22 protein-coding genes are annotated in these 22,366 nt (G+C 63.5%); 8 read left to right on the top strand and 14 right to left on the bottom strand.

Translation table 11 applies throughout. The annotated features are described in order from the left end of the window. Window positions 1-75 precede the first annotated feature (75 nt). From G7044_RS15320 to G7044_RS15310, 3 genes are read left to right on the top strand one after another with little or no spacing between them, the layout of a single operon-like run. Window positions 76-1,032 carry an ABC transporter substrate-binding protein gene (locus G7044_RS15320; protein WP_166330421.1) on the top strand — a complete coding sequence of 319 codons (957 nt, stop codon included), beginning with the start codon at window positions 76-78 and terminating at the stop codon, window positions 1,030-1,032. Then, a complete protein-coding gene (locus G7044_RS15315) occupies window positions 1,016-1,834 on the top strand; it encodes an ABC transporter permease (protein WP_166330419.1) in 819 nt (272 codons plus the stop codon). The genes G7044_RS15320 and G7044_RS15315 overlap by 17 nt, the downstream gene beginning before the upstream one ends. Next, the gene (locus G7044_RS15310) at window positions 1,831-2,454 is read left to right on the top strand and encodes an ABC transporter ATP-binding protein (RefSeq protein ID WP_166330417.1); all 624 of its coding nucleotides are present in this window, start codon (window positions 1,831-1,833) and stop codon (window positions 2,452-2,454) included. Before G7044_RS15315 ends, G7044_RS15310 begins: the two co-directional genes overlap by 4 nt. On the opposite strand, the gene G7044_RS15305 is transcribed toward G7044_RS15310, so the two are convergent. Genes G7044_RS15305 through G7044_RS15285 form a run of 5 tightly spaced genes read right to left on the bottom strand, consistent with a single transcriptional unit; the run spans window position 2,451 to window position 6,528 of the window. Continuing rightward, window positions 2,451-3,239: an ABC transporter permease gene (locus tag G7044_RS15305; RefSeq protein ID WP_166330415.1), complete on the bottom strand. Its 789-nt coding sequence runs from the start codon at window positions 3,237-3,239 to the stop codon at window positions 2,451-2,453. The genes G7044_RS15310 and G7044_RS15305 overlap by 4 nt on opposite strands. Then, window positions 3,236-3,955, bottom strand: coding sequence for an ABC transporter ATP-binding protein (locus G7044_RS15300; RefSeq protein ID WP_166330413.1), 720 nt, complete (start codon window positions 3,953-3,955; stop codon window positions 3,236-3,238). The genes G7044_RS15305 and G7044_RS15300 overlap by 4 nt, the downstream gene beginning before the upstream one ends. Before the next feature lie 3 nt (window positions 3,956-3,958). Next, window positions 3,959-4,399 (bottom strand): hypothetical protein, encoded by a 441-nt coding sequence (locus G7044_RS15295; RefSeq protein WP_166330411.1) that lies wholly within the window; start codon window positions 4,397-4,399, stop codon window positions 3,959-3,961. 12 nt (window positions 4,400-4,411) lie between these two features. After that, the gene (locus G7044_RS15290; protein ID WP_166330409.1) at window positions 4,412-5,380 is read right to left on the bottom strand and encodes a YVTN family beta-propeller repeat protein; all 969 of its coding nucleotides are present in this window, start codon (window positions 5,378-5,380) and stop codon (window positions 4,412-4,414) included. 2 nt (window positions 5,381-5,382) lie between these two features. Next, window positions 5,383-6,528, bottom strand: a complete 1,146-nt coding sequence (locus tag G7044_RS15285) for an ABC transporter substrate-binding protein (protein ID WP_166330407.1) — start codon at window positions 6,526-6,528, stop codon at window positions 5,383-5,385. Between the two features lie 206 nt (window positions 6,529-6,734). On the opposite strand from G7044_RS15285, the gene pedF reads away from it, so the two are divergent. Together pedF and G7044_RS15275 are read left to right on the top strand one after the other, a co-directional pair. Continuing rightward, window positions 6,735-7,460: a cytochrome c-550 PedF gene (pedF, locus tag G7044_RS15280; RefSeq protein WP_166330405.1), complete on the top strand. Its 726-nt coding sequence runs from the start codon at window positions 6,735-6,737 to the stop codon at window positions 7,458-7,460. Beyond that, complete coding sequence (locus tag G7044_RS15275) at window positions 7,457-8,374, top strand: substrate-binding periplasmic protein (protein ID WP_235931341.1); 918 nt, start codon at window positions 7,457-7,459, stop codon at window positions 8,372-8,374. Before pedF ends, G7044_RS15275 begins: the two co-directional genes overlap by 4 nt. Here the strand turns inward: G7044_RS15275 and G7044_RS15270 are convergent, their stop codons facing one another. From G7044_RS15270 to adh, 4 genes are all read right to left on the bottom strand, one after another. Further along, window positions 8,375-9,286, bottom strand: a complete 912-nt coding sequence (locus tag G7044_RS15270; protein WP_166330403.1) for an FAD:protein FMN transferase — start codon at window positions 9,284-9,286, stop codon at window positions 8,375-8,377. Next, window positions 9,283-11,328: a 4Fe-4S binding protein gene (locus G7044_RS15265; protein ID WP_166330401.1), complete on the bottom strand. Its 2,046-nt coding sequence runs from the start codon at window positions 11,326-11,328 to the stop codon at window positions 9,283-9,285. Before G7044_RS15265 ends, G7044_RS15270 begins: the two co-directional genes overlap by 4 nt. Before the next feature lies 1 nt (window position 11,329). Continuing rightward, a complete protein-coding gene (locus G7044_RS15260; RefSeq protein WP_207630324.1) occupies window positions 11,330-11,680 on the bottom strand; it encodes a DUF779 domain-containing protein in 351 nt (116 codons plus the stop codon). Window positions 11,681-11,758: 78 nt separating this feature from the next. Beyond that, the gene (adh, locus tag G7044_RS15255; protein ID WP_166330399.1) at window positions 11,759-13,303 is read right to left on the bottom strand and encodes an aldehyde dehydrogenase; all 1,545 of its coding nucleotides are present in this window, start codon (window positions 13,301-13,303) and stop codon (window positions 11,759-11,761) included. 189 nt (window positions 13,304-13,492) lie between these two features. Here adh and G7044_RS15250 point away from each other — a divergent pair, with 189 nt between their 5' ends. The 3 genes from G7044_RS15250 (at window position 13,493) to G7044_RS15240 (ending at window position 17,629) form a co-directional block, all read left to right on the top strand. Continuing rightward, window positions 13,493-14,197 carry a LuxR C-terminal-related transcriptional regulator gene (locus tag G7044_RS15250; protein WP_166330397.1) on the top strand — a complete coding sequence of 235 codons (705 nt, stop codon included), beginning with the start codon at window positions 13,493-13,495 and terminating at the stop codon, window positions 14,195-14,197. Between the two features lie 77 nt (window positions 14,198-14,274). After that, complete coding sequence (locus tag G7044_RS15245) at window positions 14,275-15,420, top strand: FIST N-terminal domain-containing protein (RefSeq protein ID WP_166330395.1); 1,146 nt, start codon at window positions 14,275-14,277, stop codon at window positions 15,418-15,420. Beyond that, window positions 15,413-17,629, top strand: coding sequence for a PAS-domain containing protein (locus G7044_RS15240; RefSeq protein WP_166330393.1), 2,217 nt, complete (start codon window positions 15,413-15,415; stop codon window positions 17,627-17,629). Before G7044_RS15245 ends, G7044_RS15240 begins: the two co-directional genes overlap by 8 nt. Before the next feature lie 150 nt (window positions 17,630-17,779). On the opposite strand, the gene G7044_RS15235 is transcribed toward G7044_RS15240, so the two are convergent. Genes G7044_RS15235 through G7044_RS15215 form a run of 5 tightly spaced genes read right to left on the bottom strand, consistent with a single transcriptional unit; the run spans window position 17,780 to window position 22,362 of the window. Then, window positions 17,780-18,478 carry an alpha/beta fold hydrolase gene (locus tag G7044_RS15235; RefSeq protein WP_166330391.1) on the bottom strand — a complete coding sequence of 233 codons (699 nt, stop codon included), beginning with the start codon at window positions 18,476-18,478 and terminating at the stop codon, window positions 17,780-17,782. Next, a complete protein-coding gene (locus tag G7044_RS15230; RefSeq protein WP_166330390.1) occupies window positions 18,475-19,266 on the bottom strand; it encodes an HpcH/HpaI aldolase/citrate lyase family protein in 792 nt (263 codons plus the stop codon). Before G7044_RS15230 ends, G7044_RS15235 begins: the two co-directional genes overlap by 4 nt. Continuing rightward, on the bottom strand, window positions 19,260-20,093 hold the full coding sequence (locus tag G7044_RS15225; protein ID WP_166330388.1) for an FAS1-like dehydratase domain-containing protein: 834 nt from the start codon (window positions 20,091-20,093) through the stop codon (window positions 19,260-19,262). Before G7044_RS15225 ends, G7044_RS15230 begins: the two co-directional genes overlap by 7 nt. Further along, the gene (locus tag G7044_RS15220) at window positions 20,090-21,196 is read right to left on the bottom strand and encodes a CaiB/BaiF CoA transferase family protein (RefSeq protein ID WP_166330386.1); all 1,107 of its coding nucleotides are present in this window, start codon (window positions 21,194-21,196) and stop codon (window positions 20,090-20,092) included. Before G7044_RS15220 ends, G7044_RS15225 begins: the two co-directional genes overlap by 4 nt. After that, a complete protein-coding gene (locus G7044_RS15215; protein ID WP_166330384.1) occupies window positions 21,196-22,362 on the bottom strand; it encodes an acyl-CoA dehydrogenase family protein in 1,167 nt (388 codons plus the stop codon). Before G7044_RS15215 ends, G7044_RS15220 begins: the two co-directional genes overlap by 1 nt. Window positions 22,363-22,366: the final 4 nt, after the last annotated feature.

Below are 22,366 nucleotides of genomic sequence, written 5' to 3'. Positions count from 1 at the left end.
CTTTGGTCGCGTGGCGCGATACCGGACGATGCCGGATCATCCGAAAAGCGGAGCCGCAGAATCGGAGGGAATGCGATGCGCGATTTCAAGAGACTTGCGCTCGGGGCGATCACGGGCTGTCTGTCGATGCTGGCCCTTGGCGCCGCGCATTCTGCCGAGTTGAAAATCGCCACGCTGGAATCGGGGACCGTCAACTGGGAGCTGGACACGATCCGCGCCAACGGCCTGGACGAAAAGAACGGCTTGACCATGTCGGTCATGGGCGTGGCAGCCAATGACGCCGCCCGCATCGCCCTTCAGGGCGGCGAAGCGGATGCCATCGTGTCGGACTGGATCTGGGCCGCGAAAATGCGCGCAGCCGGACAGGATTTCGTCTTCATTCCCTATTCGACGGCCGTCGGCGGCGTGATGGTCGCGGGCGACAGCGACATGGACAGCCTTGACGATCTGTTCGACCAGAAAATCGGCATCGCGGGCGGTCCGCTGGACAAATCCTGGATCATCCTGCGCGCCTATGCGCTGCAGGAATACGGGGTTGATCTGGCCGAACGGACCGAACCGGTCTTTGGTGCGCCGCCCCTTATCATGGCCTCGGCGCTTGATGGCGATGTCGCGGGCGCAATCAACTTCTGGCATTTCAACGCCAAGCAAGAGGCCGCCGGGATGCGGGTGCTGCTGTCGGTCGCGGATGCGGCAGCGGCGCTTGGGCTTGACCCTGAAATCCCGCTTCTGGGCTATGTCGTGCGCGGAGATGTTGCGCCCGAGCTTATCAAGGGGCTGACCGATGCCTCGAATGAGGCGAAGCAAATCCTTGCCACCGATGACGCCGCCTGGGACGCCCTGCGGCCCAGCATGAACGCCAAGGACGATGCCGAGTTTGCGGCGCTCAAGGCGGGCTACCGTGCCGGCATTCCATCGGTTGCAGAGGTCGACGTGCAGCAGGTCGCCAAGACCTTCGACTTGATGGCGCGTCTGGGGGGGCCGGATCTTGTGGGCGACATGACCGAGCTGCCCGATGGCCTTTTTAACTAGCGTCACCGGCAAAGCGCGGCCGGCCCCCGGTCGTGCCACGCAGTCCGCGCCCGCCGCCCGGCGCGGGCTTACGGCGCTTGTTTCAATCCTGATGCTTCTGGGCAGTTGGGCGGTGCTGGCCTATCTGCTGAATGATCCCACGCGCGCGCCGTCACCAGCCCAGATCCTGCCGATCCTCGTTTCCGAAACCCTTTCGGGCGCGCTGCCTTATCAGTTGGGCATCACGCTTGGCCGGGTCGCCATCTCCTTCGCGCTGGCAATGCTGATTGGCGCGGCACTGGGGCTCGCCATGGGGACGCGCGCCCGGCTGAACGCCTGGGCCGATCCGTGGCTGGTGGTCGCGCTGAACATCCCCGCGCTTGTCACCATCGTGCTGTCCTATCTGTGGCTGGGCCTGGGCGAAACCGCCGCCATCGTCGCAGTGGTTGCGAACAAGGTCCCGCTAGTCACGGTGCTGGTGCGCGAGGGCGCGAAGGTCATCGACCCTGACCTTGACGAAATGGCCGCCGCTTACCGCATGTCCCGCGGCGACCGGCTGCGCCACCTGATCCTGCCCCAGCTTGCCCCGTCGCTGGCCGGGGCGGCGCGGTCGGGTCTGGCGCTGATCTGGAAAATCGTGCTGGTGGTCGAGTTTCTGGGCCGCGGTTCCGGCATGGGCTTCAAGATCCATCTCTATTTCCAGATGTTCGACATACCGCGCGTCATCGCCTATGCGCTCGCCTTCATCATCGTGATGCTGGCCATCGAATGGCTGGTCATGCAGCCGCTGGAACGCGCGGCCAGACGCTGGCGCGCGCCATGATCCGGGCCGAAATTCAATCCAAGCGCTTCGGCGCGAAACAGGTGCTCGGCCCCATCGCGCTGGAAGTCGCGCGGGGCGAGGTGCTTGCGATAGAAGGCCCCTCGGGCGTGGGCAAATCGACGCTTCTGCGCATCCTTGCCGGTCTGGACGATGATTTTGATGGCCGTGTCGAAGCCACGGGCCGGATGAGCATGGTCTTTCAGGAGCCGCGCCTGATGCCCTGGCGCAATGTCGGCGACAATATCCGCCTGACGACCCGCGCGAGTGCCGCCGCGATAGGTCAGATGCTGACCCGCGTCGGACTGGCGGGTCACGAAAACACCTATCCGCGCGCCCTTTCGCTGGGTCAGGCCCGGCGCGTGGCGCTGGCACGGGCCTTTGTGGTACCGCCCGACATCCTGATCCTTGACGAGCCCTTCACCTCGCTGGACCCCGACCGCGTCGCCGACCTGTTGATGCTGACGCGCGAGTTGATCGACAGCCATCGCCCGGCGACGATCTTCGTGACCCATAGCAGACACGAGGCGCGCCAGCTTGCCGATCGGCGCGCGGAACTGACGGGCCAGCCGGCCAGATTGGTTTGCAAGTCCGGGGATATGCCGCAGATGCAGACCGCCTAGGCCTTGCTGCGCTGCAACCCGCGCCGGGGATCATAGAAGAAAACCGCAAGTGCAAAGAAGACGGCGCCACAACCCAGCACCACCAACAGCGCGACCGGGGCGATCTGGCCGTAGAGGGCAAAGCGGATCAACTCGACCGCATGGGAAAACGGGTTCACCGCGCAGATATCGCGCAGCAGTGGCGAACTTTCGGCCATTTTCCACAGCGGATAAAGCGCCGTCGACAGGAAAAACATCGGGAAGATCACGAAGTTCATCACCCCGGCGAAGTTTTCCAGCCGCGAGATGGTCGCCGACAGCAACAGCCCCAGCGAACCCAGCATCATACCCGACAGGATCAGTGCCGGAAGGATGAACACCAGCCCCGCAAGCGGAATATCCACCCCGATCAGCACGGCGACGGCGAGAAAAGCATAGACCTGCGCGACCGCAACCACGGTGCCCGCGAACAGCTTGGCGAACAGGATGAACGGGCGCGGCAAGGGGCTGCTCAGCAGCAATCGCATGGTCCCCATCTCGCGGTCATAGACCAGCGAAAGCGCGTTCTGCATGCCTGCGAACAGCAGGATCATCCCGCAAAGCCCCGGCGTGATATAGACCTCATAGGTGATATAGGTCTGGTAGGGCGGAATGATCGACAGGCCGAGTGCTGCGCGGAACCCGGCGGCAAAGACCACCAGCCAGACGAGTGGTCGCACCAGCGCCGCAAAAAACCGGCCCCGCTGGGACAGAAAGCGGCGAAGCTCTCGCAGGGTTATGGCGGTCAGCGCGATACGGTAACTCATGCCGGCACCCGCGTCTGACCCAGGAACCAGTCGTTCAGCGGCACCTGCCCGCGTAAGGCGCCTGCCTGCCCCGCCGCCAGCACCCTGCCCTTGTGCAGCAACACGAGGTGATCGCCATCCGCGATTTCGTCGACAAGATGCGTGGCCCAGAAGACGGCCAGCCCTTCATCCGCCGCAAGGTCATGGACATGCCGGGTTATCGCCATGCGCGAGGCCACATCCAGCCCCACGGTCGGCTCGTCCAGCACCAGAACCGAGGGCCGGTGCAGAAGCGCGCGGGCGATCTCCATCCGGCGGCGATGACCGCCATTCAACTCGGCCGCGCGCTCGGCCAGACGGTCGCGCATGTCCAGCCGGTCCATTGCGGCGTCGATGCGGTGGTCCAGTTCTTTGCCGGACATGCCGTGCAGCGCGCCGAAATAGCGCAGGTTATGGCGCACCGTCAGATCCAGATCCAAAGTCTGCGCCTGAAACACGATGCCCAGCCGGCTCAGCGCCGCGCGTGGATTGGTGGCGATGTCGAAGCCCTCGACCAGCACCCTACCCCGCCGCGTTGCGATCAGACCGCTGATCAGCGCGAAAAGCGTCGATTTCCCGGCACCGTTCGGCCCCAGCAGCGCCGTGAACCGGCCGGGTTCAGCCGTAAGGCTGACCCCATCCAGCGCGCGCTTGGCGCCATAGTCAAAGCTGACATCGGCGATGTTCAGCCCGGACATCGCCTATTCGATCACGATCTGAAGCCGCTGCGTCTCGCCACCGTTCGGCACCGCCAGTTCATAGCTGCCGGGCTTGATGGCGACAAAGCCGATCTCCATCGTCCCGGCCTCGTCGAATTCCAGACTGTCGAGGCCAAACGGCCGGATCTCCAGCCCCTCGATGACGATCTCGTCGATCCAGATGGCGCGCAGGAAGGCGGCCCCGGCAAGGGCAATCTCTCCCGATCCGTCCGAGGTGATCTCGACCTCGTAATAGCCGCCAGATTTCAGCGCCCATGGCTCGCCCAGCGGTTCGCCGACCGACAGGATGATCTCGGGCAGATCCTGCTTGTTCGGTCCCGCCAGAAGACCCGCCGGCAGAGCGTCGTCATCATCGGCATCCTGCGCGGCGGCGGGCAAGGCAAGGCAAAGCGCCAGGCCCATGGCGGTCATCGGTTTCAGCATGATTTTCCTCCGTCAGTTGCTGGCGGGACGCGCCGCGGCACCCCAGGGAAAGCGCCCGACCTTGATCGTCTTCAGCGCTTTTTCCGATGCCACGTCGATGACAGTGACATCACCGGACACACCATTGGTGGTGAACAGCAGGCTGTTGTCGGGCGAGAAATCCATGTGCCAGACGCGCCGCCCGACAAGGATGTAATCGCGCACCGCGTAGGTTTCGGCATCGACCACGGCGATGTGGTTGGCGGGGCCAAGCGCGATGAACATCGTTTTCTGGTCGGGTGTCATCCGCATGCCCACGGGCTGGATCTTGTCGGGATGGACGCCGGTGATCTCGAAAGCGATCTTGGTGATCTCGGATTGATCGGCGGTATTGAAGACAGACACCGTGCCGCCGATTTCCGCCGAAACCCAAAGCTCGGCCCCGTCCTTGGCGAATTCGGCATCGCGCGGGCGGGCATCGACCAGCGTGTTGGCGAAGATCTGGTTCGTTTCGGTGTCGATCCAATGCGCCATATTGGTCGTTTCCGAAGTGGTGATCTGGACCTTCCCATCGGGCGAAATCGCCATCCCCTCGGGCTCGATCCCCACGTCGATCTGCGCGACCACACTGCGCGTTTCGGTATCGACGACGGTGGTGATCGCATCATCTTCATTGGCGATATAAAGGTGCCGATTGTCGGGATGCAGGACGAACTGTTCGGGATCCTCGCCCGAGGGCAGCTCGTGCAGGATCTCACCTGTATCGGGGTCCATGACCTGCACGGTGTCGCTGTCGGATGCGCAGATATACAGAACGGAATGATCCTGCGCGAAGGTCAGTCCGCGCGGACGCTCTCCCGTCGGGTAGGTCTGGATGACCTCCTGCGTGGCGACGTCGATCACGCTGACGGTATCGTCCTTTTCGTTGGTCACCCAGATCTCATCCGCCATTGCGGGCGTCAGAAAGGTGGTCAGCGTCAGGGCGGCAAGAATGGGGCGCATGGTCATCCTCCGTCAAAAGCCCGGCATTCGCTTTCGCGGCGATCGACGCCAAGCGTATCCATTTCGTTCACCTCGTGCAGGAACCCTTCCAGCGGGGCCTGCGCGACAAGGGCCTCTGCCGTCACCAGCGGGATCGGCTGGCGAAGCTGGCCGTCCCACCCGCGATAGCTGAGCGGGCGACCCAGAAATGCGGCGAGTTCGAATTCATCCGACAGGACATGGGCGCGGATACTGGCGGCATCGGCCTTGCCCGTGCGCGTGACAGCCTCGCCAATGCTGCGCATGGCGACCCAGGCGCCGAAATCCTCGGGCGCCATGTCGCGGCCTGCCAGTTCCACGAAACGGCTTTGCAACTGCGCAGCACCCGCCTGTTCGACCACCGGCGCCCAGCCCTTCGCCTGCAGGCCCGCCCCACCCGCGACCGGGCGCGGAAGCCAGGTGTTAAAGGGAACGTAGCGGGCGAAATCATCGGTGCCGTCAGCGATCAGCAGCAGGTCGTAATCGCCCAACTCCTGCGTGAACAGCGGCACCTCGGCCCCGGCCGACCGGCGCAGGTCGGCATCGAAGGGCCAGACCTTCTCGCTGTCGATGGCCGCGCCGAACTTTGCCAGCGACTGCCGATAGGTCTCGGCAAGGGCGGCATCGCCGTCGCGTGGCCCGACGATCATGGCGAGGTCTTCCCAGCGGCGGCTGGCGACGAACTGGCCAAGCGCATCGGCCAGCATGGCGTCCGAAGGCGTCGCGTGCAGCAGGTTCACCCGGCAACCACCCGCCCGAAGGCCATTGTCGGAACTGGTGGCGTTGAAGATCAGCGCATCGGGCCTGGCATCCGCCAGCGCGTTCAGGTCGGCAGGCGGCGCATCGGCGATGATCAGGTCCGCGTCACCCAGCAGCGTGGGATCAAATGCGTCCTCTGGCGCGACTTGCAGGACGTCCAGCCGATAGTCATGGCCAAGAAACTTGCCGGAACTGGAATTGTCCTCGACCGCAAGCCGCGCGCCGGCAATGCCCAGATCCTCGGGGCGTTCGTCCAGGTTGGACAGCACGGGCGGCCGCACCGTTTGGCGTTCCAGATAGATGACATTGACCTCGACCGCGGCGGCAGGCGTGGCGGCGGCTGCGAAAATGATGATCGGATACAGTTTCACGCCGGAACGTCCTTTCCCTCTGCTGTCAGCAGGTTAGCAAAGTGTCGCTGCGGCCATATTCGACCAAGGTCGGATACCGAAAACGGCCAACCTGTCCGAAGGTCGCATTGCGCCTCGGGTGTCTCAGCCACGAAGCTCTGGGGAAGAAAACCGGACCGGCAGCGCGCCGGCCGACGCAGACAGCAAGCACAAGCAGGAGAGCCACCATGACCGGACTGCACCACAGCAAGCGACTTCTTCCCGTCATCCTGATCGGCCTTGCCGGTGCCGCCTTCGCACATGGCGATGTCGCGCCGCAGCCGGTCAATACCGATGCGCTGCCCGATCTGGAAAGCGCAGGCGGGGAATGGCTGATGGAAAACCCCTATCGCGAAGCCGAGGACGATGTGTGGCAGCAGGTCGTCGCGGTGGGCGAATCCGGATACACCCAGAACTGCGCGCGCTGTCATGGGCTGGGCGCCGTGTCGGGTGGCCTGGCCCCCGACCTGCGCTATCTTGAGCCGAACGAATTCGGCGATGAATGGTATCTGGAACGCTTCATCAACGGCTATACGCAGGACGGCACCACCAAGATGCCGGGCTTTGGCGAGGTGCTGGACGAAAAGGCGGCATGGGCGATCAAGACCTATGTCGAAAGCCGGCCCGAGGATGGCGCCTATGACAGCCTGAACGCGCGCCTGACCGAGATCCGCGACCGGCTGGCCGAAATCGGAACCGAGGTGCAGGGCGGCGGGGATGCAGCACAATTCACCGACGAGACGGCGACGATCCGCGACGAGCTTTCGACCATGTCGGCCGAGATCCCGACGGCATACGGCGAGGGGCGCACCGACAGCATCGCGCTGCGCGCGGCGAATGCGCTGACGGGCGACGCACCCGCCCATCGTGCGGCTGCCGAGACCCTGACCATCGGCCTGTCGGCGGCAAATTGATATCGGGCATCATCCGAGGGGCAGCCATCAGTGCGGCGGCATGGCTGTGCCTTGCCGCCGCTCCGGCATTGGCGAAATGCGAAAACATCCCCAGCGGCCTCGACGCGCCGCCACCGCCGCAGAATACCGGGCGCGACATCGTCGGGCAGGAGCTCGATCAGATTTTCGATCAGGGCTATATGACCTTCGGCGTCTACGAGGATTTTCCGCCCTTCTCTTTCCTGAAAGATGGCGCGCCGGCTGGCATCGACGTGGATCTGGGCCAGATCATCGCCGCCGAGATGGGGCTGGAGGCGCGCTTCGAACTGGTTCAGGCGGGCGAGAATGTCGACAACGATATGCGCACCTATCTCTGGCAGCATTCGAAGCTTGGCGCGCCCATCGTCAACGTGCTGATGCATGTACCCTACAATATCGACTTCGCCTGCCGGAACGAGATGGTCGTCATCACCGGCCAGTATTTCGAGGAACGCATCGCAATCGCCTATGATCCGGCAATCTATCCTGACACGCCGCCGACCCCCGCCTATTTCCGTTTCGACAAGGTCGCGGTCGAAAATGACAGTATCAGCGATTTCTTCCTGTCGGGCGCATTTGGCGGGCAGGTCAGGCCGAACATCGTCCATGTCCCCGATCCGGTTGCGGCGGTGGGAGAGATCGGCCAGGACGGGGTTGCGGCCGCGATGGGACCAAGGGTGCAACTGGAATATGCCGCTGGCTCCGAATACCCGGTTTCGGCCGAACCCATACCCGGTTTCAGCATGGGATCCTGGACCCTGGGCGTCGCCGTCCATCAGGCCTATCGCGATCTGGCCTATAGCGTCGACGACGCCATCGGCGCGGCCATCGCAGACGGCCGGATGGCCAAGATCTTCGCTGATTACGGCGCGACCTATACAGAGCCTGAGCGTTAGTCAGGCAGGCGTCGCGGCGTCCAGCCGCAGCTCGTCCCCATCCGCCGAAACCAGCAGGACCTGCCGGCATGTCCCGATCATGGCCCGGCGGATTGCGTCCGCTTCCATCAGTGCGAAACCTGTCGACAGCCCATCTGCCACGGCGGCGCTGCCTGCATGCACAGCGGCAAGGCGCCAGCGTGCCGGACGCGGGGCGGGCCCGGTCGCATCGAAGATATGTCCTGCGGCCACGTCCGCGCCAAACCGCATCGCCCCCGGGGCGCTGATCGCAAGCGCGCTGTTGCGCAGTGCCATCCGGTCCGGCAGCCCGTCGATCCCGACCCGCCACTGGCCTGCACGACCGGCCCGGAACTCGCCCAGATCAACCAGCACCTCGTCGAAGCCGGCAAGGTGCAGCCGCTCGGCGATCAGGTCGCTGGCAAAGCCCTGCGCAATGCCGTTCAGCGTCAGCGCCTGACCGCGATCCAGTTGCAGACGCCCGCCAACATGGCGAACCCTGTTCCATCCCAGCAATGCCTTGGCCTCTCGCCATGCCGCTTCGCCGGGCGTTCCCGAAGTCGATGCCATGAGCCGCCAGAGCGGCTGCACCGTGGGATCGAAAATCCCGTCAGTGGCGCGATGCAGATTGTCGACATGCTGCACGATCACGCGCCAATCGGCATCCATCGATATCGCCCCAGTGCGGTTCAGCCGGCTGAGGTCACTGTCGGGATCGAACAGCGAAAACTTGCGTTCGATCCGCCGGATATCGCCCACGACAGCGCGCAATGCCGCATCCGCCGCGCGTCCACCCCGGATCGTGACCGAAACGTCACCGCCAAAGGCCAGCCCGTCCCAGCGGACCGGCGCAGCGGCCGCAGGGCCTGCCAATGACGCCGCCGCCGCTATGGCCAGAAAGCGCCGCCGCTTCATGCCGCCACCTTGCGCGCGCCCTTCCGCGCCGCCAGCACAAGCGGCACGCAGGTCGTCGCGTCGTCATGGATCTGTACGCATTCGAGGCACTGGAAGCACTCATCATAGCTGATTTCGCCGCTCTTGCGGATGGCACCATATTTGCAGCGCACCCGGCAAAGCTGGCACGGGCTGCCGCATTCGGCGCGCCGTGGAATATTGTCCGCGAAGCGCAGCCCATCCGTCAGCGCGAAGAAGGCACCCAGCGGGCAGACATAGCGGCAGAAGCTTTTGAACAGGAACAGGCCGGCGACGATCCAGAACAGCGCATAGGCGACATAGAACCAGTCGCGCAGGAAATAGGTGGTGACGGCGGTCTTGAACGGCTCGACCTCGTTCAGGCTGTCGGACAGGCCGGGCGCGGCAAAGGCGGATACGACCAATAGGGCAAGCACCAGATACTTGATCCGGCGCAGCTGCCGATCCAGACGATCCGGCACCACCAGCGGACGCAGGCCCAGCCGCCGACCCGCCGCATGAGTCAGTTCCTGCAGGGCACCGAACGGGCACATCCAGCCGCAGAACCACCCCCTCCCCCAAACGAGGACCGAGGCGAGCGCCACACCCCAGAGCATCAGCGAGAACGGATCATACAGCAGAAAGCCCAGCGATTGCCCTTGCAGCCCCGCACGCAGCGTCCCGGTGACGGTGACGACCGAAAGCTGCCCCTGCCCCCACCAGCCGACGAAAACCAGGGTCACGGCAAGAACCGCCAGCCGGATCGCCCCGAAATGCCGGCTGCCCGCTGTGGCTGATTGGCGCAGCAAAAGGGTCAGCGTCAGCCCACAGAACGCGGCCAGGGCCACAAGATCCGGCCAGCGGGCAAGCAGGGTGGCCTGAAGCGGCGACATCTTGACCGCCTCCACAGGGCGCAGGAAAAAGCGCGCATCCGTTGCGTGGGAAAGGCGCAGTTCCTGGGTGCCGGTCTCTGGCTGGAAGACGCCATGTTCGCGTTCGGCCAGCACCGTCAGTTGATATTCGCGCGCCGGGTCAAAGCCCAGCCGGCGGTCGGTTCGCAGGATCATCGCCGCGCCCTGCGGCAGGTCCGGTTTCAGCGTGAACAGAAGGTCGCTGTCGCGAAGCTCCAACGGGAATCCGTCCTGCATCAGCCCGATCAAAGCGGGTGCGGTATTGCGCACGAAGTCCTCGCCCACCAATCCGTGCCGCCCGGCATCGATCAGCAGCAACGGCTCGGCATCCGGGGAGATCTCGCGGAACGCATCAAGACGCGCCTGCCCCTCATCGCTCAGCACTGCCGCGGCGATGCTGGGCGGGCCGAGATCCACAAGGTAGAGGTCCAGATAGATGCCCTCGGGATCGGCGGACGCTTCGGGGTCGTCATTAGCCCAGACGGTACCCGCGAAAGCTGCGTCGATTTCCGCATTTGTCACGCGAAGCCTGCCGACCAGCCCCTGATCCAGAAGATCCTGCCAGCTCAGCTGTTCGCGATAATCGGGGTCGGGGCTTGCGGCGGGTGGCCTGTCCAGCCCCGAAATCGAATCCCGCGCCACCTCCAGCGCGGCGGCAAGGATGCTTTCGTGGGCAATCCTGACCGAGGCCGTGGCCTTGGCCACGCCGTCCAGTTCCTGCACGCCGGGGGCCGGGGTGCCGATGCTGAAACGATCCGTGACCGAGCGCCCGACATATTGCGCAATGAAGTCGTCAAATGGCGCCTGACCCAGGCCTGAAACAAAGATCGGCTCGTTATGGTCAAGCAGTTCGACCTGCAGGAAAGTGCCGTCATTCCCCATCACGATCAGGGTATTGATCGCGGCACCCGAAAAGCCCGGCAAAGGGGCCAATGCCTCGGACTGGATGACGGTGCCGGCCCGCACCTTGTCCAGCCCGGTCAACTGCCAGATGCCTGGGGCGATCTCGTCGCCAAGAAAATACGGGGGGTCGATGCGCGCGGCGATGTCTTCGGCGGGCAGGATTTCGGCCTGCGCCGACATGCCGGTCAGCAGATAGAAAGCCAGAGCAAATGCTGCGGTCAGGCGTCCCATTTCATCGCGTACAAACGTCTGAACATGTCAGAAACCGCCGTCCGGTCCCATTGTCCAGCGAGAAAGTCCCGCCGCGTCCGGCGCCCGCGTCGATGAGAAGATTGGTGTGCTTCCAACGCTCATACTGGTCGGCGTTCATGTAGAAGGGAACGCCACCGATCTCGCCAATCTTCACGTCGCTGTCGCCGATGCGATAATCCCCTTCGGCGAACAGCATCGGGGCAGAGCCGTCGCAGCAGCCGCCGGACTGGTGGAACAGCAAACGCGGCCCGTGCACCGACTGGATGTCACGCAGCAAATCCAGCGCGGCCTGGGTGGCATCAAGCTTCATTTCATCCTGCTCGCGCGCCATCGGACCTCCTCCTCGATGAATTTCGCCGCCCGAGGCAGGGAGTACCTCGGGCGGCTGGCCGCTGGCGGCCGGTTGCGATCAGAAGAAGCCCAGCTTGTTGGGATCGTAGCTGACCAGCAGGTTCTTGGTCTGGCGGTAATGCGACAGCATCATCTTGTGGTTTTCACGCCCGATGCCCGACTGCTTGTAGCCGCCAAAGGCCGCATGGGCCGGATAGGCATGGTAGCAGTTGGTCCAGACGCGACCCGCCTGAATGGCGCGGCCGGTGCGGAATGCGCGGTTGCCGTCGCGGGTCCACACCCCGGCGCCCAGACCGTAAAGCGTGTCATTGGCGATCTGCAGCGCCTCTTCTTCATCCTTGAAGGTCGTTACCGACAGGACCGGGCCGAATATCTCCTCTTGGAAGATGCGCATCTTGTTGTTGCCCCGGAAGACCGTCGGCTGGATGTAGTTGCCATTGTCGATCCCTTCCACCTTGCCCAGGCTTCCGCCGGCCAGAACTTGCGCACCTTCGTCACGGCCAAGCTTCAGGTAAGAGCCGATCTTCTCCATCTGCTCGGTCGAGGCCTGCGCGCCGATCATCGTGGCCGGATCCAGCGGATTGCCCTGCACGATCGCGTTCACGCGCTCGATCGCGCGTTCCAGGAACTGATCGGCGATGCTTTCCTGCACCAGCGCCCGCGACGGACATGTGCAGACCTCGCCCTGGTTCAGCGCGAACATGGTGAAGCCTTCCAGCGCCTTGTCGAAGAAGGCGTCATCGGCAGACATCACATCCTCGAAGAAGATGTTCGGGGATTTGCCGCCCAGTTCCAGCGTCACCGGGATCAGGTTCTCGGCTGCATATTGCATGATCAGCCGGCCGGTCGTGGTCTCGCCGGTAAAGGCGATCTTGGCGATGCGGGGTGACGACGCCAGCGGCTTGCCCGCCTCCAGACCGAAGCCGTTCACCACGTTCAGCACGCCCGGCGGCAGCAGGTGGCCGATCAGTTCCATCAGCACCAGAATACTGGCCGGGGTCTGTTCGGCCGGTTTCAGCACCACGCAGTTCCCCGCCGCCAGCGCAGGCGCCAGTTTCCAGGTCGCCATCAGCAGCGGGAAGTTCCACGGAATGATCTGGCCGACAACGCCCAGCGGTTCGTGGAAATGATAGGCATAGGTGTTTGCGTCGATTTCCGAGATACCGCCCTCTTCCGCGCGGATCACGCCGCCGAAATAGCGGAAATGGTCAATCGCCAGTGCAACATCGGCATTGATCGATTCCCGGATCGGCTTGCCATTGTCCAGCGTCTCGGCTGCGGCGAGCAGGTTGTGATTTGCCGCCATCACATCGGCGATCTGGTTCAGGATGACGCCACGCTCGGCCGGCGAGGTGCGGCCCCACGCGGCCTTGGCGGCATGGGCAGCATCCAGCGCCGCTTCGATGTCATCGGCGTTGGAACGGGCGACCTCGCAGATCACCTCATTGTTGATCGGGGTCGTGTTCTCGAAATACTGACCGGATTTCGGCTCGACGAATTCGCCGTTGATGTAGTTGCCGTAGCGGGCCTTGTACGGAAATTCGATGCCGAGATGGCTGACGCTCAACGCGTCGCTCAGATTGTTCCGTGGCTGAACATTCATGCTGGTTTCCTCCCTTTATCGCAGGCCGCGGCTTGCTTGCCGCCCTGTCGCAATCATCCAGGGAAAGGTTGGCGCAAAATCGTGGCCGGACATATGCGACCTTGGTCGAGTGTCGGAGTCCTGAAAACTGATCCACAAATAACTGATGGAATTGCGGGCAATCAGTTAGGGTGACCAAAAAGAGGGCACATGTCACAGCGTTCTGGTCAAATACTCGAATCCAACGGCGAGGTTGGCGCGGCCAATAACGGCCCTCTGATCTTGCTTGTCGACGATCACCCGCTGTTTCTCGATGCCATGCAGATGACAATTGCGGATGCGTTCCCGGACCATTCGATCAGCGTTGCCCACCGCCTGTCTGCCGCGCTTGACCTGATCGCGAAAGGCGCGCGGTTTGATCTTCTGGTGCTCGATCTGAACCTGCCCGACGTGAAGGGGGTCGACGGGCTGATCCGCGTCAAGTCCATGGTCGGAGAGACGCCTGTAATCGTCGTCTCCTCCCTGTCGGATCAACCGGTGGTCGATGCGGTCAAGGCCGCCGGCGCAATCGGCTTTGTCCCCAAGCACAGCTCACGGGAACAGATCGTTGCCGCCATCGGCACAGTCCTTTCGAAGGGCGTGCTGGAGACGGACCCCAATCACGCACCCCCAGCCTCTGGCGACGTCGACAGCGTCATCGCGCGGATGAAGACCCTGACACCGCAGCAGGGCACGATCCTTCACATGATCTGCATGGGCAAGATGAACAAGCAGATCGCCTTCGAACTGGATATTGCCGAAACGACGGTGAAGGCACATGTGACCGCGATCCTGCGCAAGATGCATGCCCATTCACGCACCCATGCGGTTTCGCTGGCCCAAAGCGTCAGGTTCGATACGATCCTGCCCGAATAGGCCCGGCTTGCCATCAGCGCATCACCGGGCCTAACATCGCGAAAATGCTGCGATCAGGGGAGGGGTCAGGGCATCGCATGAGCGGTCACACCGGCCAGATCATCCTGCGCAGCTGGTCCGCCGCGCCGGATCCCACGCAGGCAATAAGCGAGATCGCCGACGGTATCGGGGGGCGGAAGCTTGCGCTGCTGTGCCTGTTCCTGTCACCGGAATATGCCCGCCCCGAATTTGCCGCAGCCGCCACGCAGGCCTTCCCTGACACGCTGATCATCGGCTGCACGACGGCGGGCGAAATCACACCCGCAGGCATGCGCGACAATTCGGTCGTAGCGGTTGCTTTTTCGGCAGAGAACTTCTCGGTCAGCGCAACCTGCATCGACCCGGAAGAGGCGCCCGACCAGTTGGCCGGCAAGGTGCTGGACCTGATCGCGGCGGAACAGGGCAACCCCGCCACCCTGCCCCACCGTTTCGCCTTCCTGCTGAATGACGGGCTGGCGCGACACGAGGACCGCGTCATCAGCGCGGTCAGCCCCAGTCTAGGCGATATCGCCCATTTCGGCGGCTCGGCCGGCGACGGGCTGGAATTTTCGGAAACCCGGCTGCTTTGGGACGGCGCATTCCACAAGAACATCTCGATCCTGACGCTTGTCCGGTCTCGCCTGCCGATCCAGGTTTTTCGTATCGAGAATTTCTCGCCCGGACCGACCCGGATGGTGGTGACCGAAGCCGATCCTGCGGCGCGCGTGGTGTCGCGCATCAACGACGAACCCGCCGCTGAGGAATATGCGCGCCTGATCGGAAACTCGACCAGCCAGCTTTCGCCGTTCCACTTCGCATCCCACCCGGTTCTGGTTCAGGCGGGCGGCGACTATCACGTCAGGGCGATCCAGAAGATCGAGGAGAACGGCGAGATCCGCTTTTTCTCGGCCGTGGATCAGGGGCTGGTGCTGACCATGGCCGAACGGCACGACCTGCTGCACCATCTGGAAGAATCGCTGGCGCGTATCGTCGATGGCCGCAGGCCCGAAGCGATGATCGGTTTCGATTGCGTGCTGCGTAAGATCGAGATCACCTCATCCCAGCGGGTCGCGGAAATGTCGGACCTGATGCGGCGCTATCGTGTTCTCGGGTTCAATACCTACGGCGAACAGCACGGCGCCATGCATGTGAACCAGACCTTCACCGGCGTCGCGATCTTCGCGGATGAGGACGGCGATGCATAGAAAGCTGCTGCGCCCCGACGACAGCCCGGAACGCAAGCTGGAAAAGCTCAGCCAGATCGTCACCGCGCTGATGAAACGGGTTGAGTCCGCCAGCGCCGACACCGCCTATAACTACTTCCATACGGCCGCCGCACTGGAAGCCAAGGTCCGCGCACGCACGCATGATCTTGAACAGGCGATGGACCAGTTGAACCAGTCGCGTTCGCGCCTGGACCGCGCGCGGCACGAGGCCGAAAGCGCCCGCGCCGACCTGGCCGACGCGCTGGAGGCGGTGCGCGAAGGCTTTGCGCTGTTCGGCCATGACAACCGCCTGATCATGTCGAACAGCCGCTTTGCCCGGCTGTTCCCGGACATTCGTCAAAAGGTCACGCCCGGCCTGCTTCTGGATGACTATTTCAGTCTTGTCTCGCAATCGTCAGCGCTTCTTCCCAGCGAGGGCAAGTCGCGCGGCGAATGGCTGGCCGAGCGCCGCGCGCGGCATCTGGAATTGCAGGTGGGATTCATTCTGGAACTGACGGGCGACCGCTGGATTCAGGTCTCGGAAAGGCCAACCTCGAACGGTGGCACGGCCATCCTTCAGACAGAGGTCACCGTCACCGTCCGTCGCGAAAGGCTGGAACGCGACAAGCTGCTCGATGCGCAAAGCCAGCTTGTCCGCGCCACGCTGGATCACCTCGACCAAGGCGTCGCCACCTTCGACGCGAACCGGTTGCTTCTTGCGTGGAATATCCGCCTGCTGGATCTGCTGCCGCTGCCCGCCGAGATCATGCAGGTCGGCGCCGATTTTCATCAGCTGGTCGAAATCCTTCGCAAGCATGGCGTGTTTCAGCGTGTCGAGAAGATCGACCGGATCATGCAATGGGTGAACAATCAGGAATCTCAACGCCCGCTGCGGGACGAGCTTTTGACCCGTGGCGGTCATCATCTGACCCTGGCCATGCGTGCCATGCCAAACGGCGGCTTCGTGGTCAGCTTTTCCGACGTGACAGGCGAACGCCGGGCGCAGACGGCCCTTGCCAAGACCAACGAAACGCTGGAGGCGCGCGTCCGCCGGCGCACGCTGGAGATGAGATCGGCCCGAGATGAGGCACTGCGGGCCAATCAGGCCAAGACCCGCTTCCTCGCCGCCGCCAGCCATGACCTGCTGCAACCGCTGAATGCGGCCAAGCTGTTCATGGCCTCGGTCCAGCCCGACGCATTGCCGGCACGCGAAGCGATGCTGATGCAGCGCATCGAAAGCGCCTTTTCCTCGGTCGAGGCGATCCTGCACGCGCTGCTGGATATCTCGCGACTGGAGGGCGCGACGAATGTTCAGCACAGCCGGATCGACCTCGGCGCGCTTTTTGCCAGCATAGCCGCCGATTATCGCGAAACCGCAGCACGCAAGGGGATTTCGCTCCGCGTCGTTCCGACCCGTGCCATCGTCCTCAGCGATCCCGGCTATCTGCAGCGGGTGATCCAGAACCTTGTGGTCAACGCCATTACTTATACCGCACGAGGCAAGGTTTTGTTCGGCGCGCGTCATCTGCCCAATGGACAGATACGCATCGAGGTCTGGGACACCGGCCCCGGCATCCCGGTTTCAGAACGCGAGGCAATTTTCGAGGAATTTCATCGTCTTGACACCGGAATGGCTCAGACTGCCGGAATGGGTCTGGGTCTGTCCATCGTCAAACGCGCGGCCATGCTGCTGGACCATCAACTTTCATTGGACAGTTGGGAGGGGCGCGGAACCGTTTTCCGCCTGACGCTTGACCAAGCCCCCCTGCCCCAGATCGACCAGCATGATCACGCGATTGACGAAACGGCCGCCCGACCCTTTTCTGACATGATCGTCCTCGTGGTCGAGAATGAACCTGCGGTACTGGACGCAATGGTTCTGCTGCTTGACCAATGGGGCATCAGTCCCTTGCCGGCCTCGGATTTTGATGTTGCCGTCGAGTTGATCGAGGAAATCGGCGAGACCCCGGACGCAATCATCGCGGATTATCAGTTGGACCACGGCAAGACTGGCATTGAAACCATCGCCAAGCTGCGCGCGCGATACGGCGACATCCGCGCCTTGCTGGTCACCGCGAACCGCAGCGACGAGGTCGCCGATCTTGCCCAGATGCAGGACATTTCTTTGCTGCGAAAGCCGGTGCAACCCGCGGCCCTGCGCGAATGGCTTTCCTATGTCCGCCCGCTTCGGAAGGGTACACAGACCTGACCCCATGAAGATGCGCCCATCCATGATGAGATGCGCTGAGGACCGGCACCTCACAATGCCAGATCCGCCGCGGCGTCGGCTTCAGGCTGTCTCAAATGAAATGTTTTACTGCACTGGATCCTGACGCGCCGCTTTCCTGTTTCGGCTTGGTCATTTGCGCGCCAGCAACAACCGCAAGGCACCGCTAACCGCATCCGGTCGCTCGATTGGGGTCAGGTGTCCGCTGTCCGGGACGATCACCAACTGCGAATTCGGGATCTCGACCGCCATCTTACGGTGCAGGTCGGGTGGCGTCAGCACATCCTCTGACCCGCACAGCACCAGCGTCGGGCAGACGATTTGGCGCAGGCTGCTTCGGCTGTCGGGACGGTCGATCAGGCTTTGACGGATGAAGACCTCGGGCCCGAGACGCTCTGTCATGCCGCGCACCCGCTCGGCCATATCGGCATTCTGCAGGTTCTCCGGCGCGAGATAGGTTTGCAGCAGTTTTTCCCCGAAGCCGTGGAATTTACCCCGATTTCCTGCCTGCGCGACCAGCCTTCGGCGTTCCGCCTCGCGTTCGGGCGCGTCCGGCAGCATGGTCGTGTCCAGCAGCGCCAGATGATCTACCCTTTCGGGCGCGATGCGCATGATTTCCTGCGCGACGATGCCGCCCAGCGAGAAGCCGGCAAGGGCAAAGCGCGGCTCGGCAATGGCCAGCACGTCCTGCGCAAGCGCGGCCAGCGTCTCGCCTTGGGTAATGTCGGCAACCACGGGCCGGGCGACGCAGGCCAGATCCGCCACCTGATCGCGCCAAAGTTCCGCGTCATTCAACAGGCCGGGGATCAGGATAAGTTGCGGCTGGCTCATTCCCGCACCTGCGCCAGAATCGCGCGGGCACGGATGCGGACAGGTTCATCGACCATGGCCCCATCGACTGACACCGCCCCATCGCCCGAGGCAACAACGCGCCGTGCCCAGTCAATTTCTGCGGCACTTGGGGCGAAGGCGCGCATCACCTCGGGTATCTGTTTGGGGTGGATGCACAGTTTTCCGGTCATCCCAAGCGCGCGGGCATGGGCTGCATCATCGCGGGTGACTTCGGGGTCATCAAGCTGCGCCGTCACCCCGTCGATAGGTGCCGCGATCCCGGCAAGGCGCGAGGCCAATACAAGTTCAAACCGCGCCGGCAACAGCACGTCGCGCAGATGGTTGCAGCCGAGATCGGCGCAGAAATCGATCGAGCCAAAGGCAAGGCGAACGACCCCCGGCGTCGCCGCGATCTGCCGGGAATTGGCAAGACCATGGGCAGATTCGATCAACGCGATCACCGGGACGCCTGCGGCTTCTGCCACATGCTGAACGCTGACCGCATCCTCGGCCTTGGGCAGGATCACCGCGGCGGGACGCAGGGCGGCGATGGCCTGAAGATCTGCCGCATGGGGTGGCGTGCCGATGGCGTTGATCCGCACAATAACCGGCAGGTCGGTGAAGTCCTTGCGCAGCGCCTGACGCGCGGCGTCCTTGGCGTCGGCGGCAACGGCATCTTCCAGATCGAGGATGACCGCGTCGGTTCCCGACGCCGCCGCCTTTTCGAAACGTTCCGGGCGGTTTGCGGGCACGAAAAGCGGCGCGCGGATGGCGGATATATCTACCATGCCGCCCGCGCCTCCATCGCCACGGGGCCATCCACATAGCTGGTCCAAAGCCGCAGCCCGTCACCATCTTCCTCGGCATTCAGGGTGAAATCGGCAATGTCGAACAGCGGCGAAAGCGAGCGGAAGTCGAACCGCGCGGGCGGCCTGCCGTGCAGCTGCTCGGCATATTGCATCAGCATCGTCGCCTGCATCGGGCCGTGGACGATCAGGCCGGGATAGTGTTCTTCCTCGCGGACATAGGGGCTGTCGTAATGGATGCGGTGCCCGTTAAAGGTCAGCGCGGAATAGCGAAACAGCAGCGGCGCAGAAGAGGTGACGACCACGCGATGCGGGCCCGGCGCGGCGGGTTCGGGCGTCCCCTTCGCGGCGCCTCGGGCGTCCACGCCACGGTAAACGATATCCTGCCGCTCCTCGATCACCAGCCGGCCGTCGCTTTCAATGCGATGATCGACCGTCACAAAGCAAAGCGTGCCGGTCCGTCCCTCTTTCATCGTCACCTCGCGGATCGTCGAGTGCCGCGAGACCATCTCGCCCACGCGGATCACGTCATGGAAGGTGAAGGCACCGCCCGCCCACATCCGGCGCGGCAGCGGAACCGGCGGCAGAAAGCCGCCGCGCGCCGGGTGGCCATCGGGTCCAAGTTGCGCGGTCGGCGCGGCAGGCGGCGCCAGACAAAGGTGGATCATCACCGGCGCGGCATCACCATTGCTGACCGTGCCGCCCTGATCGAAGGTTGCCATGAACCGCTGCGTCATCGCCTCGGTCAGCAGTTCGGACTGCGTTTCCTCTTTCCCGATCCACTGGCGCAGATGTTCGATGTCAATCATGCCTCGCCCCCCTTTTCGCCGATACCCGGCACTGCGCCATATTGCCGTTCCTCGCCGACGAAGATGGTCGCCGGGGCCGGGTAGCTGACCGGGCCGTTCGGGGTCTCAACGCTGATCCGACGCAGATGCGGATGCTGCGACAGCCCGGCCATGTCATTTACCGCAGCAAAGGCCACATCGGCCGCGATCAGCGCCTCGGTCGCCTCATCCGCTGTCATCCGCGCGAAGGCCTCTGCCACGGCGGCATCGGTTTCTGGCCGATTGGCGACGCGGGCGACGTTGGTCGCAAAGCGGGGATCGCGGGCCAATTCGGGGCGGCCGATGAAAATATCGGCCAGCTTGGCGAACTCGCGGTCGCTTTGAACCGAGATCAGAATCTGCGCACCGTCCTTGCAGGTGAACACGCTGTAAGGTGAGATCGAAGGATGCGCGAGACCGAGGCGCTTGGGCGACTTGCCGCCTTCGTGGTTCAGCAGCGGCACGGTCAGCCAATCGGCCATCACGTCGAACATCGAGACCTGGATATTCGCCCCCTGCCCCGTGATCCCGCGCCGGATCAGCGCCTCCAGAATGGCGGCATGGGCGGTGGCGCCGGTGGCGATATCGACCAGCGAGACGCCGACGCGCGCCGGTTCCTCCGGCCCGCCGGTGATCGAGCACAGCCCGGATTCCGCCTGGATCAGCAGGTCATAGGCCTTGCGATCCGCCATAGGCCCGCCCTCGCCATAGCCCGAGATCGAGCACGTAATCAGCCGCGGCCATTCCGCCGCCAGTCGCGCGAACCCGAAACCCAGCCGTGCAAGCGCGCCGGGCTTCAGGTTCTGGACCAGCACATCGGCCCCGTTCAGCAACGCGGCGAGTTCGGCCTTGCCCTCGGGCGAGGCGAGATTCAGCACATGGCTTTCCTTGCCCCGGTTCAGCCAGACGAAATAGCTGGCCTGCCCCTTGGCCACATCATCATAGCCACGGGCGAAATCGCCCTCGGGCCGTTCGATCTTGATGACGCGCGCGCCAGCGTCGGCAAGGCGCGAGGTGGTGAATGGGGCCGCGACCGCCTGTTCGATGGCGACGACGGTCAGGCCTTCCAGAGGCAGCACGGACATCAGAATGACCTCGGCAGGCCCAGCATATGCTCGGCCACATATGACAGGATCAGGTTGGTCGAGATCGGCGCGACCTGATACAGCCGGGTTTCGCGGAACTTGCGTTCGACATCGTATTCATTGGCGAAACCAAAGCCGCCATGGGTCTGGATGCAGGCATTCGCGGCCTCCCAACTGGCCTTGGCGGCAAGGTATTTCGCCATGTTCGCCTGCGCACCGGATTGCTTGCCTGCGTCATACAGCCGGCAGGCCTCCCACCGCATCAGGCTGGCGGCCTCGATCTCGATAAAGGCCTCGGCTATGGGGAATTGAACGCCCTGGTTCTGGCCGATCGGGCGGCCGAACACGACGCGCTCATTCGCGTAAGCAGTCGCCTTGTCGGTGAACCAGTAGCCGTCGCCGATGCATTCCGCCGCGATCAGCGTGCGTTCCGCGTTCAGCCCGGTCAGGATATATTTGAAGCCCTGCCCTTCCTCGCCGATCAGGTTTTCGGCAGGGATTTCCAGATTGTCGAAGAACAGTTCATTGGTCTCGTGATTGACCATGTTGGCAATCGGCTTGACCTCCATCCCCGACTTCATCGCGTCCTTGATATCGACAAGGAAGATCGACATGCCCTCGGATTTCTTCTTCACATCTGCCAGGGGCGTCGTGCGCGCCAGCAGGATCATCAGGTCGGAATGCTGCACCCGGCTGATCCAGACCTTCTGGCCGTTGATGACATAGCGGTCGCCCTTCTTCACGGCGGTCGTCTTGATCTTCGTGGTGTCGGTGCCGGTCGTCGGCTCGGTCACGCCCATGCTTTGCAGGCGCAATTCACCTTTGGCGATCTTTGGCAGGTAGCGCTGGCGCTGTTCTTCCGAGCCGTGCCGGACCAGCGTGTTCATATTGTACATCTGTCCGTGACAAGCGCCGGAATTGCCGCCTGCACGGTTGATTTCTTCCATGATGACGGACGCCTCTGTCAGGCCAAGGCCCGACCCGCCATATTCCTCGGGGATCAGCGCCGCCATCCAGCCCGCACGGGTCAGCGCATCCACAAATTCCTCGGGATAGGCACGGGCCTCGTCGATCTTGCGGTGATATTCCTCGGGGAACTCGGCGCAAAGCGCGCGAACCGCATCGCGGATATCCTGATGTTCGTCTTCCGGGCGATGATAGGCCATGGCG

This window comes from Paracoccus xiamenensis, assembly GCF_011308835.1.
GTDB lineage: Bacteria > Pseudomonadota > Alphaproteobacteria > Rhodobacterales > Rhodobacteraceae > Paracoccus > Paracoccus xiamenensis.
The sequence above is the reverse complement of the archived record's forward strand: the minus strand, read 5'-3'. Positions and strand labels throughout refer to the sequence as shown.

Bases quoted from the DNA above. Each gene is read 5' to 3' on its own strand.
- G7044_RS15265 (WP_166330401.1), bottom strand. From the start codon at position 11,328: ATGGGACGCCTGACCGCAGCATTTGCTCTGGCTTTCTATCTGCTGACC.
- G7044_RS15230 (WP_166330390.1), bottom strand. From the start codon at position 19,266: ATGGTAGATATATCCGCCATCCGCGCGCCGCTTTTCGTGCCCGCAAAC.
- G7044_RS15295 (WP_166330411.1), bottom strand. From the start codon at position 4,399: ATGCTGAAACCGATGACCGCCATGGGCCTGGCGCTTTGCCTTGCCTTG.
- G7044_RS15320 (WP_166330421.1), top strand. From the start codon at position 76: ATGCGCGATTTCAAGAGACTTGCGCTCGGGGCGATCACGGGCTGTCTG.
- G7044_RS15305 (WP_166330415.1), bottom strand. From the start codon at position 3,239: ATGAGTTACCGTATCGCGCTGACCGCCATAACCCTGCGAGAGCTTCGC.
- G7044_RS15220 (WP_166330386.1), bottom strand. From the start codon at position 21,196: ATGTCCGTGCTGCCTCTGGAAGGCCTGACCGTCGTCGCCATCGAACAG.
- G7044_RS15300 (WP_166330413.1), bottom strand. From the start codon at position 3,955: ATGTCCGGGCTGAACATCGCCGATGTCAGCTTTGACTATGGCGCCAAG.
- G7044_RS15215 (WP_166330384.1), bottom strand. From the start codon at position 22,362: ATGGCCTATCATCGCCCGGAAGACGAACATCAGGATATCCGCGATGCG.
- G7044_RS15270 (WP_166330403.1), bottom strand. From the start codon at position 9,286: ATGAAGCGGCGGCGCTTTCTGGCCATAGCGGCGGCGGCGTCATTGGCA.
- G7044_RS15310 (WP_166330417.1), top strand. From the start codon at position 1,831: ATGATCCGGGCCGAAATTCAATCCAAGCGCTTCGGCGCGAAACAGGTG.
- adh (WP_166330399.1), bottom strand. From the start codon at position 13,303: ATGAATGTTCAGCCACGGAACAATCTGAGCGACGCGTTGAGCGTCAGC.
- G7044_RS15235 (WP_166330391.1), bottom strand. From the start codon at position 18,478: ATGAGCCAGCCGCAACTTATCCTGATCCCCGGCCTGTTGAATGACGCG.
- pedF (WP_166330405.1), top strand. From the start codon at position 6,735: ATGACCGGACTGCACCACAGCAAGCGACTTCTTCCCGTCATCCTGATC.
- G7044_RS15240 (WP_166330393.1), top strand. From the start codon at position 15,413: ATGCATAGAAAGCTGCTGCGCCCCGACGACAGCCCGGAACGCAAGCTG.
- G7044_RS15290 (WP_166330409.1), bottom strand. From the start codon at position 5,380: ATGCGCCCCATTCTTGCCGCCCTGACGCTGACCACCTTTCTGACGCCC.
- G7044_RS15225 (WP_166330388.1), bottom strand. From the start codon at position 20,093: ATGATTGACATCGAACATCTGCGCCAGTGGATCGGGAAAGAGGAAACG.
- G7044_RS15245 (WP_166330395.1), top strand. From the start codon at position 14,275: ATGAGCGGTCACACCGGCCAGATCATCCTGCGCAGCTGGTCCGCCGCG.
- G7044_RS15250 (WP_166330397.1), top strand. From the start codon at position 13,493: ATGTCACAGCGTTCTGGTCAAATACTCGAATCCAACGGCGAGGTTGGC.
- G7044_RS15315 (WP_166330419.1), top strand. From the start codon at position 1,016: ATGGCCTTTTTAACTAGCGTCACCGGCAAAGCGCGGCCGGCCCCCGGT.
- G7044_RS15260 (WP_207630324.1), bottom strand. From the start codon at position 11,680: ATGGCGCGCGAGCAGGATGAAATGAAGCTTGATGCCACCCAGGCCGCG.